Origin of the sequence: uncultured Roseobacter sp. (assembly GCF_947495275.1) — a bacterium.
Lineage (GTDB): Bacteria > Pseudomonadota > Alphaproteobacteria > Rhodobacterales > Rhodobacteraceae > Roseobacter.
The window spans coordinates 76,784-93,076 of the sequence record NZ_CANLYL010000006.1 but is presented as its reverse complement, the minus strand read 5'-3'; the positions used below and the strand labels follow the sequence as shown (position 1 = coordinate 93,076).

Below are 16,293 nucleotides of genomic sequence, written 5' to 3'. Positions count from 1 at the left end.
TGAGATCATCGTGAACACTCTACATTGACGGAAACAGCGAGGAAGAATGACAGAAGACACTGAAATTCCGGCTGAAAATCGCCCGGAGGCGGAAGATGGCCGAGAGCTGGCCAAATCCATCCGCGATGCGCGTCAAGCTAAGGGTTGGACGTTGGAGGAAACCGGGAAGGTCGCTGGAATCGGCCGGTCAACCTTGTCGAAGATCGAAAATAACCAGACGCGCCCCAGCTTTGAAATTGTGCGGCGGCTGACCCATGTGCTCGACATGAACCCGCCGCAACTCTTTATGCAAAGTGGGCATAACGGCATTTCAGGGCGCCGCGACTATACCTTGCGTGGTCAGGGAGAGATGCGCGAAACGGCGACCTACACCCACGAGCTGCTCTGCAATGAGCTCACGAGCAAGCATATGGTGCCCTATATCGCGACAATAAAGGCGCGCGATGTATCGGCTTATGAAACCTGGATCCGGCACGCCGGAGAAGAATTCATGTATGTCATAAGTGGAGAACTGACTTTCATTTCGGAACATTACCGCCCCTTGGACCTCAAGGCCGGGGATTCACTTTATTATGACAGCGGCATGGGGCATGGATGCATCTCGACAAGTAAGGAAGATGCGGTTGTTTTGTGGGTTTCACTCGAAGTCTGACCTGCGCAACCACCCATGGGCGACTGGCACCTTCAGAGATCAAGGGGTGCCAGCATTCAAATTGGCTGGGCGTCACCCCTTAGCTCGACTTTCGGACGACAAGTTCAACGGACATTCGACTGCCGGTTTCAGGTGCAGATCCCTCATTCAACCAAACCAGTATGCGCCGGGAAACCTCTTGTGCAAATTGTGGGATGCCACAGCTCACCGATGTAAGTTGCGGCTGGCTCTGCTCGCAACCCTCTATGTTGTCGAAGCCGACAATCCGCAAATCCTCGCCGATCTTGCGCCCGAGACTTTGACCGCCGGACAATAAACCCAGGGCGACCAAATCATTGAAACACAAGACGCCGTCTACATCCGGATGTTCGTTCATCAGTTGTTTGACCCCCGACACTCCGAAATCGTGGCTTGCAGCGCCGGTAACGACAACGGGTTCTTGGCCTCGTTGCGCCACGACTTCGAGGTATCCTGACATTCTCTCCTGTGTCACCGCACGCCCTGCCAGACCGCCGACAAAGGCAACACGTCGGCACCCGCGGTCGCAAAGGTGCAAAGTCGCCAGCCGGCCACCCGCTTGGTAATCCGGAGCAAGGAAGGGAAACAGCCCTTCGCGTTCGTCGACCTTTCGAAAGACCTGTATCGCTGGCAACCCGGCGCGTGCAATCGCCTCAAGGGGTCTGTCATTTACCCCGTAGGCGGGCGACACGATGAACGCCGAGACGCCGTGTTCGATCAGCGCGTCAATCATCTTCGCCTGTAGTTCAGCATCTTCGCTGACGTTCGCAAGGACTACGGCATAGCCCTGCTCGGACAATGCCTGTTGGAGCGACGCCGCAAATTCGGTGAAAAAGGGGTTACGCAGATCGTTGATCACCAGTCCGATCAGCCCGGTGGACGAAGAACGCAGATTGGCGGCGGAGCGGTTATAGACATAACCGATGCGGGCCATGGTTTCGCGCACATGGATACGTGTGTCCTCTTTGACCAGGGGGCTCTTTTGCAAGACAAGGCTGACAGTGGACTTTGAGACGCCTGCTTCCCGGGCAACATCTTTGATTGTGGGTCTACGCTCCATACCGTTGTTGGTATCAGATGCCGTGCAGGGATAGCAGGGTTTTCATTCGACGCTCTGCGAGTTCCGGTTGGGCCAGAAGCCGGGCCTGATCGGCAAGACGGAAAACACATGCATAGTGGGTTATGTCACGGCTGGACTGGAACCCGGCCGGCATGATGAAGTGCTCCTGTTGCCCGTTGAGCCAGGACAAAAACGCAATGCCTGCCTTGTAGAAACGGGTGGGGGATTTGAAAATCTCGTGGCTGAGGGGAACGGTTGGGGCGAGCAGATCGTGAAATCTGCTCAAATCCTCTTCGGCCAGCGCCTCCAGAGCCTGCGCCGCCGCGGGGGCGATAGCTGCAAAAATACCCAGCAGCGCGTGCGAGTACCGGGTGCCGTCCCCGGCGATGAGATCCGCATAGTTGAAATCATCTCCGGTATATAGGCGCACGCCCTCCGGCAAACGCGCGCGAAAGCTCTCCTCGTGCGACTGATCCAACAGGGAAATCTTGATGCCATCCACCTTGGCCGGGTTCTCGGCGATCAAGCTCAGTACGAAATCGCTGGCCAAACCGACATCGCCATACCCCCAGTAGCCGACTAAAGCCGGGTCAAACATGTCACCCAACCAATGAAGAATGACCGGTTGCGCAGCACCATCAATCAGGGCCCGATAAACCCGTCGATAGGCGCCACAGTCTGCGTTCATGGCGGTAAAGGCGCGCGAGGCCATCAGGATCAACTGCCCGCCTGCCGCCTCGATAACCTCGGCCTGTTCGGTGTAAGCGGCCTGTATCTTCGCGCTGGTCGTGAGGTCTTCAAACGGGATATGGTCGGTCCCTGCACCACAAGCCACGCGTGGTTTGAGCGGGTGCACCTTGGCTTCGATCATCGTGCGCTCGATCAGCGTGCGCGCCGTCTGCCAGTCAACGCCCATACCGCGTTGGGCAGTATCCATGGCTTCAGCCAAACCCAATCCCTGATCCCAAAGACTGTGGCGAAATCGCAATGTCGCGTCCCAATCCACGGCGGGCCGGGTGTCCCAGGGGTTTCGTTCACGCAAGGGATCGGAGATGACGTGCGCGGCGGCAAATGCCGTCCGGGTAAAAGGTACGCGCGGCGCGCGCGGGTTGAGCGGATCGCCTACAAGATCGTAGGTTTCAAGATTTCCATCCGGAGTGGGCAGCGTCAACATCTCCTGTCCTCACACTTCGATGTCCAGGACGAGCACACCTTCCAGCCCGCCTTCGGCATTTGCAACAATCTGGCCGCCCAGAGCCTTGTGATCCTCGTTCTCTGAATACGCCTGCAGATCACTCCAACTGTCGAAATCAATTGAAAACCCGTGCATGTAGCCACGCTCAATCTTTTCCGGACTTTGCGATCTGCCACCGCCGAAATTGCGCGCACCCGGCATCATCTCTGTCAAGCGCCGCAAACCGGCATAGATATCAAGGATCGTGCTCTCGGGTGTCTCAGAGGTGAACTTGGTCAAAACCATGTGGCGGATCATAGGGCAATTCCTTGGTCTTCTTTGATCATATCGGCGGCCTTTTCACCGATCATGATGGTGGGGGCATTGGTATTGGAAGAATTGACACGTGGCATGATCGAGGCATCGACCACGCGCAGGCCTTCAATGCCATTGAAGCGGAGGCGTGGGTCAACAACAGCGCCGTCGTCCACGCCCATGCGGCAGGTTCCGGCACAATGGTGTGAGGTTTTTGAATGGGTGCAGATGAAGTCGAAATACTCTGTATCGGTCCGAACGCCCGGTCCGGGCAACCGTTCAGCCATGATGTAAGGTTTCAGAGCATCCTGAGCCAGAATGGACTGAACCAGCTTGAGACCTCTGATCGACATTTCGCGGTCGTAAGGATCGGCCAGATAGTTGGGGTCTATGCAGGGCATGTCCGCAGGGTTGTCGGAACGCAGACGCACACTCCCGCGAGACCGTGGCCGCAGGAAACAGGCATTGAGCGTAACACCCCCGTTAGGCATCGCCTCGACACCCGCCTCAATGCCGGTGCCCAAGCCCAGATGCATCTGGATGTCCGGCGATCGGGCGTCGGGATCCGCATACCAGAAACCGCCTGTTTCAAAGAGGCTGGAAGCGACCGGACCTTTGCGGGTGAGCAGGTATTGCAAGCCGGCCAAGGCAGATAAATGCAGCTTGGCATATCGGTCGTAGGTGTGGGGGCCGGTGACTTCGCAAATCGCATAGAGATCAAGATGATCCTGCAAGTTGGCACCTACGTTCGGTTGATCCAGTACAACGTCGATACCGATTTGTCTCAGCGCGGCTGCAGGGCCAATCCCGGATAGCTGCAGCAGACGTGGCGAGCCAATCGCACCCGATGACAGAATAACCTCGTTGCGGGCTGTGATCTCGGTACCGTCGGCCATCTCGATACCGGTCGCTCGCCCGGCTTTGACCATGATGCGGCGAACCTGGGCGTTTGTTTTCACGGTCAGATTTTGACGGCCCTTGTTCGGGGCCAAAAAGGCCATTGCGGCTGAGGATCTGCGTGCCTTCCTTTGGGTCAGCTGATAATAGGCCGCTCCGTCCTGTTTCTGCCCGTTTACATCCGTGTTCCGGGGGATACCCAATTGACCGGCCGCCTCGATGTAGGCGTCACAAATGGGTAACGGGGCGGCGGGCTGGCTGACGCCCAAAGGGCCTCCCTGCCCGTGAAATGCGTCATCGTGCGTGTCGTTGTCTTCGGATTTCTTGAAGTAGGGCAGGACATCCGCAAAGCTCCAGCCTTCGCAACCGAGCTGGCTCCATTCGTCATAGTCCCGCGCTGCGCCTCGCGTGTATATCTGGGCATTGATCGCAGACCCACCACCAATGACTTTGGCCTGCGTATAGTTAAAGACCCGGTTTTTCATGTGTTTCTGCGGAATCGTCGACCACCCCCAACTGCCAATGCCCTTGGTCATTTTGGCGAAACCGGCTGGCAAATGGAAAAACGGATGGCGATCAGACCCTCCGGCTTCGAGCAGCAAAACCCTCACCTTCGGGTCCTCACTCAGGCGGGCCGCGACCACCGACCCAGCCGAGCCCCCACCGACGACGATGAAATCAAATCCCTTGGTCATCGGTAGCCTCTACAATCGCGGGATGGACAGGCCGCCGTCCACCGGGATGCAAGCGCCATTGGCAAATCGCATCTGCCCATTGGCAATGGCCAAAACGATTTCGGCGATGTCCTGCGGTTCCCCCCACCGCTCGGCAGGCACGAGGCCATTTTCAATGCGCGGTGTATATTCGTCACGCACGGCCGCTGTCATATCGGTGGCAATGATCCCTGGACGCAATTCAAAAACGCCGATCCCATGGGGGGCAAGACGCAGGGCAAAGAGGTCTGACATCATGCCCGCACCAGCTTTTGAAATGCAGTACTCTGCGCGCGTCGTTGAGGCCATCTTTGCGCTGACGGAAGTGATGAAGGCGATCGAGCGGTAGTGTTCGGATGGGCTTTTCACCATGCGTTTAGCCACTGCCTGAGCCAGAAAAAAGGCACCACGCAGATTGACACCCAGAACATGGTCCCAATTCTCCGGCACAAGATCAAGCATGTCGCCGCGCACCGGCGCACCGACACCGGCGTTGCTCACCAATGTCGTAAGCGGACCCAATGCCTTCTCCACCCGATCCAGTAGCGCGGGAATGCGATCAACATCCGCGATGTCGTGCTGAAAGTAATGCGCTTTGGGACCCAATGCGCTCAGGGCACTGAGGACTTTGGGATCATCGTCCGGGGGCAGCGAAACAACAGCCACCTGAAATCCCGCGCCGATCAATTCTTTGGCGGCGGCAAAACCAATGCCCTGTTGCCCGCCGGTCACCAATGCCGTTCTGCTCATGCCGCGAACTCCGTATCTGTGATGTGGCGTCCCGCGCGCAGGGCCAGAGCTGCAATCGTCAGCGCCGGATTGACCGCCGCCGATGTGGGCAACACGGACGCATCAACAATGAAGAGATTGGGGTGGTCATGGCTGCGACAGTAGGTATCGACGACACTCAAAGCGGGGTCACGGCCCATCCGGGCTGTTCCGCACTGATGGGATGGCGTCCTGCGGTCAAACGCACGGGACAGCACAATCGGGAATCCAGCCTTGCGCAAACAGGTTTTGAGCTGCTGAACCAGCGCTTCATGGGTGGCCCAGTTGGACCTTTGCCAGTCCAGTTTGATCTGGCCGTTTTTGAGGGTCACGCGGCTTTCAGGGTTCGGCAGATCTTCTGACATGGCGTAGAAATCGAAAGAGCGCGCAGCCAGCATCACAGCCAGCCAGCGCGGCAGCGGCGTTGTGCCATCCAGAATCGGAGCCGATATCTTGCCGAGCAACTGAATGTTGCCCAATGGTGCGCCACCTTTGCCGTCCGAGAGGTAAAAATCATTGATCATCAGTGTTTTCTGGTAGATCGCCCGGTTCTTCCTCAGCGGGTGCAGGGCCAAAACAGCGGAACAGTTATGGTTCATGAAGTTTCGCCCGACTTGATCTGACCGGTTCGCCAGACCCTTTGGATAAAGCTCACTCGCCGACGCTAGGAGCAGGGCCGCGGATTGAACGGCCCCGGCCGACAGAACCACGGTGCCCGCATCAATGGTGCGCTCTTCACCCTCTAAGGTGCAAGACACGCCAGTAATCCGCCCGTCAACATTTGCCTGCAGCGATGAAACCTGACATCCGGTCCAGAGGTCAACATTTGGGTGCTCCAGCGCGGTCTTGAGGCCGATGGTTTCCGCATCCATCTTGCCGCCGCAGGTGTCGGGATGCCCGTCCCAAGGATGCCTGCCTGCCGCGAGCCAACGGTCAATATCGACGCCCAGAGGAAGCGATGCGGGGTTCAGACCAGAGGCTTTTAGCCGCTGTCTCAATTGCGCGATATCGGGCTCATCCCGTACCGGAGCATGCAGATACGCGCCGGAACGGGCCGGATCGGTTGGATCTTCGCCCGTTGTGCCACGGACCTCGTAGAGGTGTTCGGCAGCGAGGTAGTCAGGCTCGAGTTCTTCATAGGCAATTGGCCAACCGGGTGTAGACCCGCCGCGATGTTCTATCGGTGAAAAATCCGCTTCCCGGTAACGGATCAGAACGGCACCATAAAACTTGGAGTTCCCACCAACATTATAGAAATTACCGGGGTTGAAGGCTTGGTCGGAGCCGTCCAGCCACATTTCGTCCGGGCGGAAAACCCCATCAGCAAAGATCGCCCTCGCATCACGATCCGCAGGGGACGGTTTGAGAGCTTCGCCGCGCTCAAGGATCAATATGCGGCGGCCACTGGGTGCCAGAGCGGCGGCCAGTGTCGCGCCCCCCATACCGGATCCGATGATGACGACATCCGGCTGCATCAGGGTTGAATACGGGCTTCGGTTTGCGGATCGAACGCGACGGCTTTCTCCATGTTGACGGCAAAGTTGAAATCCTGCCCCGGGCGCACCTCGGCATCGGAGCGCATCCGGGCGATCACGTCCTTGCCACTCAACTGCATCGACACGAACGTATCGGACCCGGCGGGTTCGGTGACCACGATCCGATTGATCATCTGTGCGATGTTTTTTGATTTTCGGTCCGCGCCATCGCTGTCGGTAATGGTTTCGGGCCGGATGCCGAGCAGGATTTCTTTTCCTTCCCACGCGGCGAGATTTTCCTGGCTGAAGGGCAGTAGCGTGGCGCTTCCATCATGAAGAATGATCTCCGCATGTGGCAGGCCGTCTTCAACGCGGACTTTTGCGGGCAATACGTTCATCGCTGGCGATCCCATAAAGGTGGCTACAAAGATATTGGCCGGACTGTCATAGATTTCCTGCGGTGTGCCTAATTGCTGGACATAGCCTCCGTTCATCACCGCAATCCGTGTCGAAAGGGTCATCGCTTCGATCTGATCATGGGTGACATAAACAATGGTCGTACCGAGTTTCTGATGCAGCTTCTTGATCTCTGTGCGCATGTCCACACGCAGTTTTGCATCAAGATTGGACAGCGGTTCATCGAACAAAAACACATCCGGGTTGCGTACCAGCGCCCGCCCCATTGCGACCCGCTGCCGTTGCCCCCCGGAAAGCTGACCGGGTTTGCGGTCGAGCAGCGGTTCAATCTGCAGGAGCTTTGCCACATCACGCATGGCAATTTCGCGGTCAGCCTTGGGTGTGCCATGCATTTCCAGCCCGAAAGTGATGTTCTGACCGACCGTCATATTCGGGTAAAGCGCGTAGCTTTGGAAAACCATGGCGATGTTTCGCTTGGACGGGTGAACCCCGTTCATCACGCTATCCTTGATGCGGATTTCCCCACTGGTGATTTCCTCAAGTCCCGCAATCATGTTCAGCAGGGTGGATTTGCCGCAACCAGACGGCCCTACAAGCACCAGAAACTCGCCTTCCTCGACGGATATATCGACGTTGTGCAAGACTTCGACGGACCCATAGGATTTTGTTGTATTGTCAATATCAAGAAAGCCCATGGGTCTATCCTTTCACGGAGCCCGCCATCAGGCCGCGGACAAAGTAGCGGCCCGCAACGATGTAGACGAGCAGAGTTGGCATTGCGGCGAGGATGGCACCGGCGAAGTGGACGTTATATTCTTTTACGCCGTGCGACGCCTGCACGAGATTGTTAAGTGCCACCGTCATCGGCTGGCTGTCAGCTCCGGCAAATGACGCGCCAAAGAGGAAGTCGTTCCAGATGTTGGTGAATTGCCAGATGATCGATACCACGGCGATCGGCCCCGAGGAGGGCAAGAGGATGCGCCAGAAAATCTGGAAGAAACCAGCGCCGTCGATTTGGGCAGCACGGATCAGTTCTGTCGGGAAGACCGCGTAATAGTTACGGAAGTAGAGTGTGGTGAATCCGATCCCGTAAACGACATGAACCAAAGCAAGGCCCCAGGTGGTTCCGGCCAGTCCCATCAGGCCCAACATGCGCGCCATTGGGATCAAGACGATCTGAAACGGAATGAAACAGGCAAACAGCATCAGGCCAAAAAGGATCGTGTCGTATTTGAAACGCCACTTGGTCAAAACATAGCCGTTCAGCGCGCCCAGCACGGTGGAGATTGCCACGGCGGGCACGACCATCTTGATCGAGTTCCAGAAATAGGGGGCCAGCCCTGTTGGCTCTACACCGATCTGGGCTGACGACCAGGCCTTGAACCACGGGTCCAGCGTGAATTCCCGGGGCAGGTTCATCATGCCGCCGCCGGTGATCTCGGAGAGCGGTTTCACCGAATTCACCACCATCACGTAGAGCGGTAGCATGTAGAAAAGCGCGAAGAGAATGAGCACCACATAGATCAGCGTGCGCGTGATCCGACCGGTGCGGATTGCGGTATCTTGAGAGGCGACAGACATCAGCGCTTCTCCCGCAGTTCGGAATAGAGGTAAGGGATCATGATCGCCGCGATGGTCATCAGCATAATCGTGGCAGAGGCAGCACCAATACCCATCTGGTTCCGGGTGAACGTGTAGGAATACATGAAGGTGGCAGGTAATTCAGTGGCCCGCCCCGGCCCGCCGCCCGTCAACGCGATCACCAGATCGAAGGTCTTGATTGCCAGATGCGACAGGATCACGAAAGCCGACAGGAAAGCGGGGCGCAGTTGTGGGATGATGATCCGGCGATAGAGGTTCCAGTTGCTGGCACCATCCATCTGTGCGGCTTTGAGGATTTCATTGTCGATCCCGCGTAGGCCCGCAAGAAACATGGCCATGACAAAACCGCTGGTTTGCCAGACTGCGGCGAGAACGACCGTGTAGATCGCGAAGTTCCTATCCTTGATCCAGCGAAACTCGAAGCTTTCCCATCCCCATGTATGCATGACGTTTTCCAGGCCGATGCCGGGATCGAGAAACCACTTCCAAGCAGTACCGGTAACAATGAAACTGAGCGCCATCGGGTAAAGATATATGGGCCGCAACAGCCCTTCTCCGCGGATTTTCTGATCCAGAAAAATGGCAAGCCCCAACCCGATACTGGTGCAGATCGCGATGTAAAGCGCTGCAAAAATTCCCATGTTTTTCAGGGAGATTTCCCAATGGCTGAGACGCCAGAGTTTCGAATAATTCTCCAGTCCAACCCAGCCATAACTCGGCAGCAAACGGCTGTCGGTGAAGGACAGGTAGACAGAAAACAGAATGAACCCGTAGACAAAGACCAGCATCATCGCCACCGACGGCGACAGCACCAGCTTGGGGATCCAGTTCTGAAGACGTGTCTTGAAATCGCTGTTGGCCGTGTGAGCCACTATGCGCCCTCCGCGTATGTCTTTGACGTTTTGCGCGATGGGCGCAAGAGAGGGTAGGGCGGCATATCCCGCCGCCCTACCGGCAGGATCACTTGGCGATCGAGACCGCGTCTACCAATTCCGCCACCGCTGTTTCGCTATCGTATTCGCCGTTGAAATGCGCTGTAACAACGTCATAGATCGCGTTCTTGACCGATGCTGGCGCCGCGTGACCATGGGCCATGGACCCAAAGAGGTTGCCAGAGGCCGCTGCCGCTGCGAGGTCCTTCATGCCTTGCTTGCCGCAGTCATCAAAATCGGCATCGCTGACATCCGTGCGTGCTGGCACCGATCCTTTGACGACGTTGAATGCGGATTGGAACGATGGTGACAGGATCGCCGAGGCCAGAGCCGCCTGTTCAGCCGATACCGCGCCGCCTTGATCGAACATCATGAACTGGTCTGCATTGAAGGTGACCTGCTCTGCCGTGCCGGGGAACCGGAAGCAGAGGAAATCCTCGCCCGGGACCTTATCGGCGTTCAGGAATTCCCCCTTGGCCCAGTCACCCATCATCTGAAAACCCGCTTCGCCATTGATCACCATCGCCGTTGCAAGGTTCCAGTCGCGGCCCGAGAAATTGTCATCAACATTGGCGCGGATCACTGCCATGCGGTCAAAGGCTTCTTTCATGCCCTCGGAGCCAAGTGTGCCCTCATCCAGGTCAATGAAAGCGGCCTTATAGCCGTCCGGGCCCAGCACCGACATGGCAACCGCATCGAAAACGGTCGCGTCCTGCCAGGCCTGCCCCCCGTGGGCGATGGGTGTCACCCCAGCGGACTTGAGCGTGTCCAGAGCTGCGGTGAATTCGTCCCACGTGGTGGGCACGGCGATCCCGTTGGCATCCAGAACCGCTTTGTTGGCCCAGACCCAATTGGTCGAATGGACGTTCACGGGTGCCGAAACCCATTTGCCGTCCACCTTCGCAAACGCCTTGAGCGCGTCCGGAACGACATCGTCCCAGCCTTCCTTGGCAGCCACGTCGTTTAGATTTGCCAGCGAGCCTTGATTGCCCCAATCCAGAATATCAAATCCCAGACCCTGAACAGCTGTCGGTGCATTACCTCCCGTCACGCGCGCGCGCAGAACAGTCATCGCCTGTTCCCCACCGCCACCAGCGACCGGCATATCGGTCCAGCCGATACCCTGTCCTTCAAGATCCTGCTTGAGGACATTCAGAGCAGCGGCTTCGCCGCCTGACGTCCACCAGTGCAGAACCTCAACGTCCTCAGCCGCAACCATGGTTGTCGACGCCATCACCGCCGCCACAACTGTGGCTTTGGATTTCAAAATTGCACGCATTTGGTTTCCTCCCTTATTGCGTAATCGGGTCTTCACGCTTTTGATCGCGCGTTTTCACCCAAGAGGTGCGTGTGCGGCCAACGCGCATCACGACAGATTTCACCTCAAGGAATTCTTCAAAGCCATAGTGGCCGATTTCCCGACCCTGGCCGGATTGCTTCATCCCGCCAAAGGCCAGTTCAGGATAGCCATCCATCCACGTGTTGGTCCATACCGTACCAACCTGAGCACGCCGAGCAAACTCAAGGCAATGGTGGATATTCTCGCTCCAGATACCGGCTGACAATCCGTAAGATGTGTCATTGGTCAGAGAAATTGCCTCTTCAAGGATCTTGAAAGTCAGCACACTCAGCACTGGGCCAAAAACTTCCTCTCGTGCAATTCCCATTTCGGCCGACACGCCACTGATAATGGTCGGTTGGAAAAACTGCTGACCCAGCCCCGGCACATCGAGAAAGCCGCCGCCCAATTCGAGTGTTGCTCCCTCCGCGACGGCGTTTTCCACATAGGCGCCGATATTGCCGTTGTGTTCGGCTGTCACGATGGCGCCAACCTGTGTGCGCGGATCAAGAGGATCACCAAAGGCCACATCTCGCGAAAGCGCGACGACTTTGGCCACGAAAGAGGCGGCGATATTCTCGTGGACGATCAATCGGCTGGAGGCGTTACAGCACTGACCCACATTGAAGTAAGCGCCAAAAACGACCGCGTCCGCCGCGTCGTCCAGATTTGCGTCCGGAAGGACGATCTGGGCGTTTTTTCCGCCCAGTTCGAGCGCCACTTTTTTCAATGTGCCGCCTGCGGCTTCGGTTATCTTTTTCCCGACGGCAGTAGAGCCAGTAAATGTCACCATATCCACTTTGTTATGGGTAGACATCAGGCGCCCAACCGGTTCGCCGTAACCCAGCACGATATTGCAGACCCCGGCAGGAAGCCCGGCCTCTACCAGCAACTCGCCCATCATCACCGTCGTTGAGGGCGTGACCTCCGAGGGTTTCACGACGACGGTGCATCCTGCGGCCAGAGCAAACGGTAACTTCTGGCTCAATATCCAGAACGGGAAGTTCCAGGGCGTGATGATGGAGACGACACCGATGGGCTCTTTCAACACGACACCCAACATGTCGGGACCCAGAGAGTTATGACTATCGCCGTGCAGTGACCGGGCCAGAGAGGCTGCGTAACGCCATAAATCCGCAGCACCTGAAACCTCCGCCCTGGATTGAGTGATCGGCTTGCCGCTTTCCAATGTCTCTTGCACTGCAATGCGATCGACATTCGCTTCGATCAAACCCGCAGCCTTTAGCAAGTAAGCAGCCCGTTCGCGGCCCGAAATACGGCTCCAGATGCCCGAATCAAATGCAGCGCGTGCGGCGTTGATGGCAGCTTCCGTTTCAGAGTGCCCACCCTTGGCAGATTTGCTGACAGCCACCCCGTGTGATGGGGAACTGCGTTCGAATGTTGCCCCGTCAGCGCTGCTTTGCCAGACACCGTTAATGAGATGCCTTCCCTCGAAAGGTTCTGGCAGGATGCAGGGAATTGACGGGGTGATGTTGAGTTCATTCATCGCATCATGTCCCGGAGAACGCTGGTGGCCGCTTTTCAAGGAATGCCGCAACACCTTCCTCACGGTCTTCGCTGGCAGCCACCGCGGCACTCCCCAATGCCTCGACCATGGCCCCCCTGTCTTCGCCCGCCGCCGCATGGATCATGTTCTTTGACACTTCCGTAGCGCGAGACGACATCTGGCTTAGCGTGTTTGCGATTTCCATTGCCGTAACAAGAGCGTCCTCGGCCAGTTCAGCAGCAAAGCCCAATGCCATTGCGCGCTCAGCAGAAATGCGACGTCCGAACAAAGCCATTTCCTTGATCACCGGTTCGGGCAACAGCCGAAGAATACGTTGGGTGCCGGACCAACCCTGTACAATGCCAACACGGGCTTCGGGCAAGGCGAGCGTGGCGCGGGGAGAAATCACACGGATGTCACAGGCGCTGGCCAACTCCAGCCCGCCGCCAAAAGCGTGACCGTTTAATGCCGCAATCGTTGGTTGGGGCAGACGCGCGAAACGGTCGAAAACGCGGTGCCCGTTGCGCACCCAGTGGCGTGCAAATTCGGCCGGCGTAAGATGCCCCCAACCCGCAATGTCCGCTCCGCAACAAAACGCCTTGTCGCCGGAACCCGTCAGAATAACGCAACGGATTGTGCTGTCGGAGTCAATCCGCATCAAATGGGATTCCAGCGCTTCGATCATCGGGATTGTCAGCGCGTTCAACTTGCTGGGGTTCTTCAATGTCAGAACGGCGATATCTCCCTTGATCTCCAGAATAACGTCGCTCATAGGACCAATCCCATCGGTGTCTTTGCAAGGAGTGATCTGGGCATCAACTTGGCGTTTTCAGCGACCTTCACCCGATGTTCGGAGGCGCGAACGATGTCTGTTTGCGGATCAATACCCGGCATGATTTCGGTCGCGACCAACCCGTCTTCGGTCAATCGAATGACACACCGCTCGGTAATGTAAATCACGTCTTGCCCAAGCGATTTTGCGCGATCCCCCGAGAAAGTGACGTGCTCGACATTCTCCACCATCTTGGTAAAACGGCCCGGCTTGGCGACATTGATGCCTTCATCGCTGAGGTCTATCTGTGCGCCAGCTTCAAACCATCCCGAGAAGACAATGCTGCGCGCTCGTGCCGTAATGTCCACAAACCCGCCACAACCCGCTGTCAGGTAAGGTTTTTTCTCCAATTTCGAAACATTGACATTGCCATGCGTGTCCACCTCCATGAAGGAGAGAAAGGACATATCGAACCCACCTCCCTGAAAATAAATGAACTGCTGCGGCGATGGCACAAACGCATCTGCGTTTGAGGCACAACCAAAGGCGAAACCTGTCAGCGGCACCCCTCCGACGGCCCCCTGTTCGATGGCCCAGGTCACCGCTTGCGGATGACCTTCTTCCAGCAGAATGCGAGGCACCATGGCGCTGATGCCAAAACCGAGGTTCGCCGTCATTCCGGCGCGAAGTTGCTGCGCGGCCCGACGGGCAATGACTTTTTCAACTCCGTGTTCGGCGTGGGCAAAACTCTCCCAGGGGCGCATGACCTGTCCGGAAATAGCAGGGTCATAAGCCGTCTCACAGGTCTGTTTCTGATCCGGGTCGATGATCACAAGGTCGACCAAATGGCCCGGCACGCGAACATCATGAGGGCGCAAGCTGCCCAATGCGGTGATCCGTTCTACCTGTGCGATCACCAGCCCGCCGTTGTTGCGAACACAAATCGCCTGCTCCAGGCCACCCAGATACGCGCCTTCATGTTCGTAGGTGAGATTGCCGTGCGAATCCGCTGTGGTCGCCCGTAAAATGCAGACATCGGGAACGACATTTGGAAAATGCAGCCACGTGTCTCCGGCGAATTCAACACGTGATACGATCGGGCGTGCGGCACCCCGGGCATTCATCGCACAGCCTTCGCGGACAGGGTCAACGAAAGTCTCCAGCCCGATCTGGGTAAGGACACCAGGGCGGTGAGCCGCTGCTTCGCGGTGCATATCGAACATGATGCCAGAGGGCACATTATATGCAGCGACGCGATCCTCGACGATCATTTTCCAGATTTCAGGCATTTCCAGATTGGACGGGCCTGAAGGGTATGACCCCGCCAGAACGCGTGTCAGCAGACCATCCTTGGCGAGATGGTCCATCCCCTTGACGCCATACATGTCACCTGCTGCAATTGGATGAAGGGAAGTGATATCACGCGGATGGCCTTCTGCCTCGAACCGCTCACCAATGGCTTTGAGCATGAGATCAGGGCACCCCAACGACGAGGACGACGACACCGTGACAACGGCCCCATCGGGGACACGCTTCGCCGCTTCGGCGGGAGATACGACCTTGCTCACGATACCTCTCCGTAATTGACCGTTATACGCTTTCCGCTCTGAGCAGCTTCGCGAACCGCCAAAGCAACGGCCAGCGATTTGACACCATCCACACCATCAGCCGCAGCCCGACCCCGCCCCTCGATGGCGGTGACGAAATCTGAAACACCCCGCTCGTATAGCGAATGTTGTGGATAGGGGATTTGTTGCCTTCCTGACCCCGTGACCAGTTTTACGGTGCCAATTGGTTCCTGTGTCATGACGTTGTTTGCAAAAACCGACCCGCTTTCGCCGTGAACCTCCAGCCCATTGCCGGCAAATTCATGCGTGAAGCTCTCATGGGACATCACCATAGTGCCAGATGGCATCATCCAGACCGACATGGCCGAATCCTCGACACCCTCGCCCATGCCAGAGGATGTCACCTGTGCCACAACAGATTGAGGGTCCTCTTTCAGCAGGAACCGCGCAACGTCTGCATCGTGCACCGTTATATCTGGCACCACGCCGCCACCAGCCGCAGCATCATTTATCCGCCAGCCCTGCAAGTTTTTTGGCAGGTAAACCGCGTGATGAATGCGCAACGACAGAACTTTGCCAATTTGGCCTGTTGCTATCACTTCCTTTATCGCCCGGTGAGCACCGGAACACCGAAGATGATGATTGGTGCCGAAGACAACACCGGCATCACGCGCAGCCGCAACCATCCTGCAAGCTTCGCCCAGATTGATCGCGAGCGGTTTTTCGCACAGCACATGTTTGCCCGCCGCAATGCACGCCATGGCCTGGCCAAAATGCTTTTCGTTGGTCGTGGAAATGTAGGCGATTGTGGCGTCCGAATCCGTAAGGGCCTCAGCGAGATCGGTCGTGACAGATGGAACGCCATGATCTCTGGCCCAGGCCGCCCCACGGTCCATCGACCCACTCACAACCCACGAAACCTTGTGACCGGCTTGGGATCTGACCGCCGATAACATGTATTGCGCAGCGATTGTGCTGGCACCAACGAATATCCAGTTCACGAATCAAACCCCGATATTAGACCGTTCCAAATTAATATTGGATCGTTCCAATTTTTACAAGAAGGCAATTTCCATCGCCCGAA

Annotated in this window: 15 protein-coding genes; 1 reads left to right on the top strand and 14 read right to left on the bottom strand. The window is 57.1% G+C overall.

Going from position 1 to position 16,293, the window contains the following annotated elements; all coding sequences use genetic code 11:
• Positions 1-46 precede the first annotated feature (46 nt).
• Positions 47-652 carry an XRE family transcriptional regulator gene (locus Q0802_RS12750; RefSeq protein ID WP_298918744.1) on the top strand — a complete coding sequence of 202 codons (606 nt, stop codon included), beginning with the start codon at positions 47-49 and terminating at the stop codon, positions 650-652.
• Positions 653-731: 79 nt separating this feature from the next.
• Here the strand turns inward: Q0802_RS12750 and Q0802_RS12745 are convergent, their stop codons facing one another.
• The 14 genes from Q0802_RS12745 to Q0802_RS12680 form a co-directional block, all read right to left on the bottom strand.
• Complete coding sequence (locus Q0802_RS12745) at positions 732-1,730, bottom strand: LacI family DNA-binding transcriptional regulator (protein ID WP_298918741.1); 999 nt, start codon at positions 1,728-1,730, stop codon at positions 732-734.
• Between the two features lie 13 nt (positions 1,731-1,743).
• Positions 1,744-2,904, bottom strand: a complete 1,161-nt coding sequence (locus tag Q0802_RS12740; protein WP_298918738.1) for a dihydrodipicolinate synthase family protein — start codon at positions 2,902-2,904, stop codon at positions 1,744-1,746.
• Positions 2,905-2,913: 9 nt separating this feature from the next.
• Complete coding sequence (locus Q0802_RS12735) at positions 2,914-3,222, bottom strand: Dabb family protein (protein WP_298918735.1); 309 nt, start codon at positions 3,220-3,222, stop codon at positions 2,914-2,916.
• Positions 3,219-4,811: a GMC family oxidoreductase N-terminal domain-containing protein gene (locus tag Q0802_RS12730; RefSeq protein ID WP_298918727.1), complete on the bottom strand. Its 1,593-nt coding sequence runs from the start codon at positions 4,809-4,811 to the stop codon at positions 3,219-3,221. The genes Q0802_RS12735 and Q0802_RS12730 overlap by 4 nt, the downstream gene beginning before the upstream one ends.
• Positions 4,812-4,820: 9 nt before the next feature.
• Entirely contained in the window at positions 4,821-5,579 is a 759-nt protein-coding gene (locus Q0802_RS12725; protein ID WP_298918724.1) for a 3-ketoacyl-ACP reductase, read from the bottom strand.
• A complete protein-coding gene (locus Q0802_RS12720) occupies positions 5,576-7,072 on the bottom strand; it encodes a GMC family oxidoreductase (RefSeq protein WP_298918721.1) in 1,497 nt (498 codons plus the stop codon). The genes Q0802_RS12725 and Q0802_RS12720 overlap by 4 nt, the downstream gene beginning before the upstream one ends.
• Positions 7,072-8,184 (bottom strand): sn-glycerol-3-phosphate ABC transporter ATP-binding protein UgpC, encoded by a 1,113-nt coding sequence (ugpC, locus tag Q0802_RS12715; RefSeq protein WP_298918718.1) that lies wholly within the window; start codon positions 8,182-8,184, stop codon positions 7,072-7,074. Before ugpC ends, Q0802_RS12720 begins: the two co-directional genes overlap by 1 nt.
• 4 nt (positions 8,185-8,188) lie before the next feature.
• Positions 8,189-9,070, bottom strand: coding sequence for a carbohydrate ABC transporter permease (locus tag Q0802_RS12710; RefSeq protein ID WP_298918714.1), 882 nt, complete (start codon positions 9,068-9,070; stop codon positions 8,189-8,191).
• A complete protein-coding gene (locus tag Q0802_RS12705; protein WP_298918711.1) occupies positions 9,070-9,963 on the bottom strand; it encodes a sugar ABC transporter permease in 894 nt (297 codons plus the stop codon). The genes Q0802_RS12710 and Q0802_RS12705 overlap by 1 nt, the downstream gene beginning before the upstream one ends.
• 88 nt (positions 9,964-10,051) lie before the next feature.
• Positions 10,052-11,257: an ABC transporter substrate-binding protein gene (locus Q0802_RS12700; RefSeq protein WP_298919176.1), complete on the bottom strand. Its 1,206-nt coding sequence runs from the start codon at positions 11,255-11,257 to the stop codon at positions 10,052-10,054.
• A 58-nt stretch (positions 11,258-11,315) separates the two neighbouring features.
• The gene (locus Q0802_RS12695) at positions 11,316-12,869 is read right to left on the bottom strand and encodes an aldehyde dehydrogenase family protein (protein ID WP_298918709.1); all 1,554 of its coding nucleotides are present in this window, start codon (positions 12,867-12,869) and stop codon (positions 11,316-11,318) included.
• 4 nt (positions 12,870-12,873) lie between these two features.
• On the bottom strand, positions 12,874-13,641 hold the full coding sequence (locus Q0802_RS12690) for an enoyl-CoA hydratase/isomerase family protein (protein WP_298918707.1): 768 nt from the start codon (positions 13,639-13,641) through the stop codon (positions 12,874-12,876).
• The gene (locus Q0802_RS12685) at positions 13,638-15,209 is read right to left on the bottom strand and encodes a CoA-transferase (protein ID WP_298918704.1); all 1,572 of its coding nucleotides are present in this window, start codon (positions 15,207-15,209) and stop codon (positions 13,638-13,640) included. Before Q0802_RS12685 ends, Q0802_RS12690 begins: the two co-directional genes overlap by 4 nt.
• On the bottom strand, positions 15,206-16,210 hold the full coding sequence (locus Q0802_RS12680; protein WP_298918701.1) for a Gfo/Idh/MocA family oxidoreductase: 1,005 nt from the start codon (positions 16,208-16,210) through the stop codon (positions 15,206-15,208). Before Q0802_RS12680 ends, Q0802_RS12685 begins: the two co-directional genes overlap by 4 nt.
• Between the last annotated feature and the right edge of the window lie 83 nt (positions 16,211-16,293).

What these genes read in the sequence shown, in the direction of transcription:
- Q0802_RS12750 (WP_298918744.1), top strand. Translation starts at nt 47, where the DNA reads ATGACAGAAGACACTGAAATTCCGGCTGAAAATCGCCCGGAGGCGGAA.
- Q0802_RS12745 (WP_298918741.1), bottom strand. Translation starts at nt 1,730, where the DNA reads ATGGAGCGTAGACCCACAATCAAAGATGTTGCCCGGGAAGCAGGCGTC.
- Q0802_RS12740 (WP_298918738.1), bottom strand. Translation starts at nt 2,904, where the DNA reads ATGTTGACGCTGCCCACTCCGGATGGAAATCTTGAAACCTACGATCTT.
- Q0802_RS12735 (WP_298918735.1), bottom strand. Translation starts at nt 3,222, where the DNA reads ATGATCCGCCACATGGTTTTGACCAAGTTCACCTCTGAGACACCCGAG.
- Q0802_RS12730 (WP_298918727.1), bottom strand. Translation starts at nt 4,811, where the DNA reads ATGACCAAGGGATTTGATTTCATCGTCGTCGGTGGGGGCTCGGCTGGG.
- Q0802_RS12725 (WP_298918724.1), bottom strand. Translation starts at nt 5,579, where the DNA reads ATGAGCAGAACGGCATTGGTGACCGGCGGGCAACAGGGCATTGGTTTT.
- Q0802_RS12720 (WP_298918721.1), bottom strand. Translation starts at nt 7,072, where the DNA reads ATGCAGCCGGATGTCGTCATCATCGGATCCGGTATGGGGGGCGCGACA.
- ugpC (WP_298918718.1), bottom strand. Translation starts at nt 8,184, where the DNA reads ATGGGCTTTCTTGATATTGACAATACAACAAAATCCTATGGGTCCGTC.
- Q0802_RS12710 (WP_298918714.1), bottom strand. Translation starts at nt 9,070, where the DNA reads ATGTCTGTCGCCTCTCAAGATACCGCAATCCGCACCGGTCGGATCACG.
- Q0802_RS12700 (WP_298919176.1), bottom strand. Translation starts at nt 11,257, where the DNA reads ATGGCGTCGACAACCATGGTTGCGGCTGAGGACGTTGAGGTTCTGCAC.
- Q0802_RS12695 (WP_298918709.1), bottom strand. Translation starts at nt 12,869, where the DNA reads ATGAATGAACTCAACATCACCCCGTCAATTCCCTGCATCCTGCCAGAA.
- Q0802_RS12690 (WP_298918707.1), bottom strand. Translation starts at nt 13,641, where the DNA reads ATGAGCGACGTTATTCTGGAGATCAAGGGAGATATCGCCGTTCTGACA.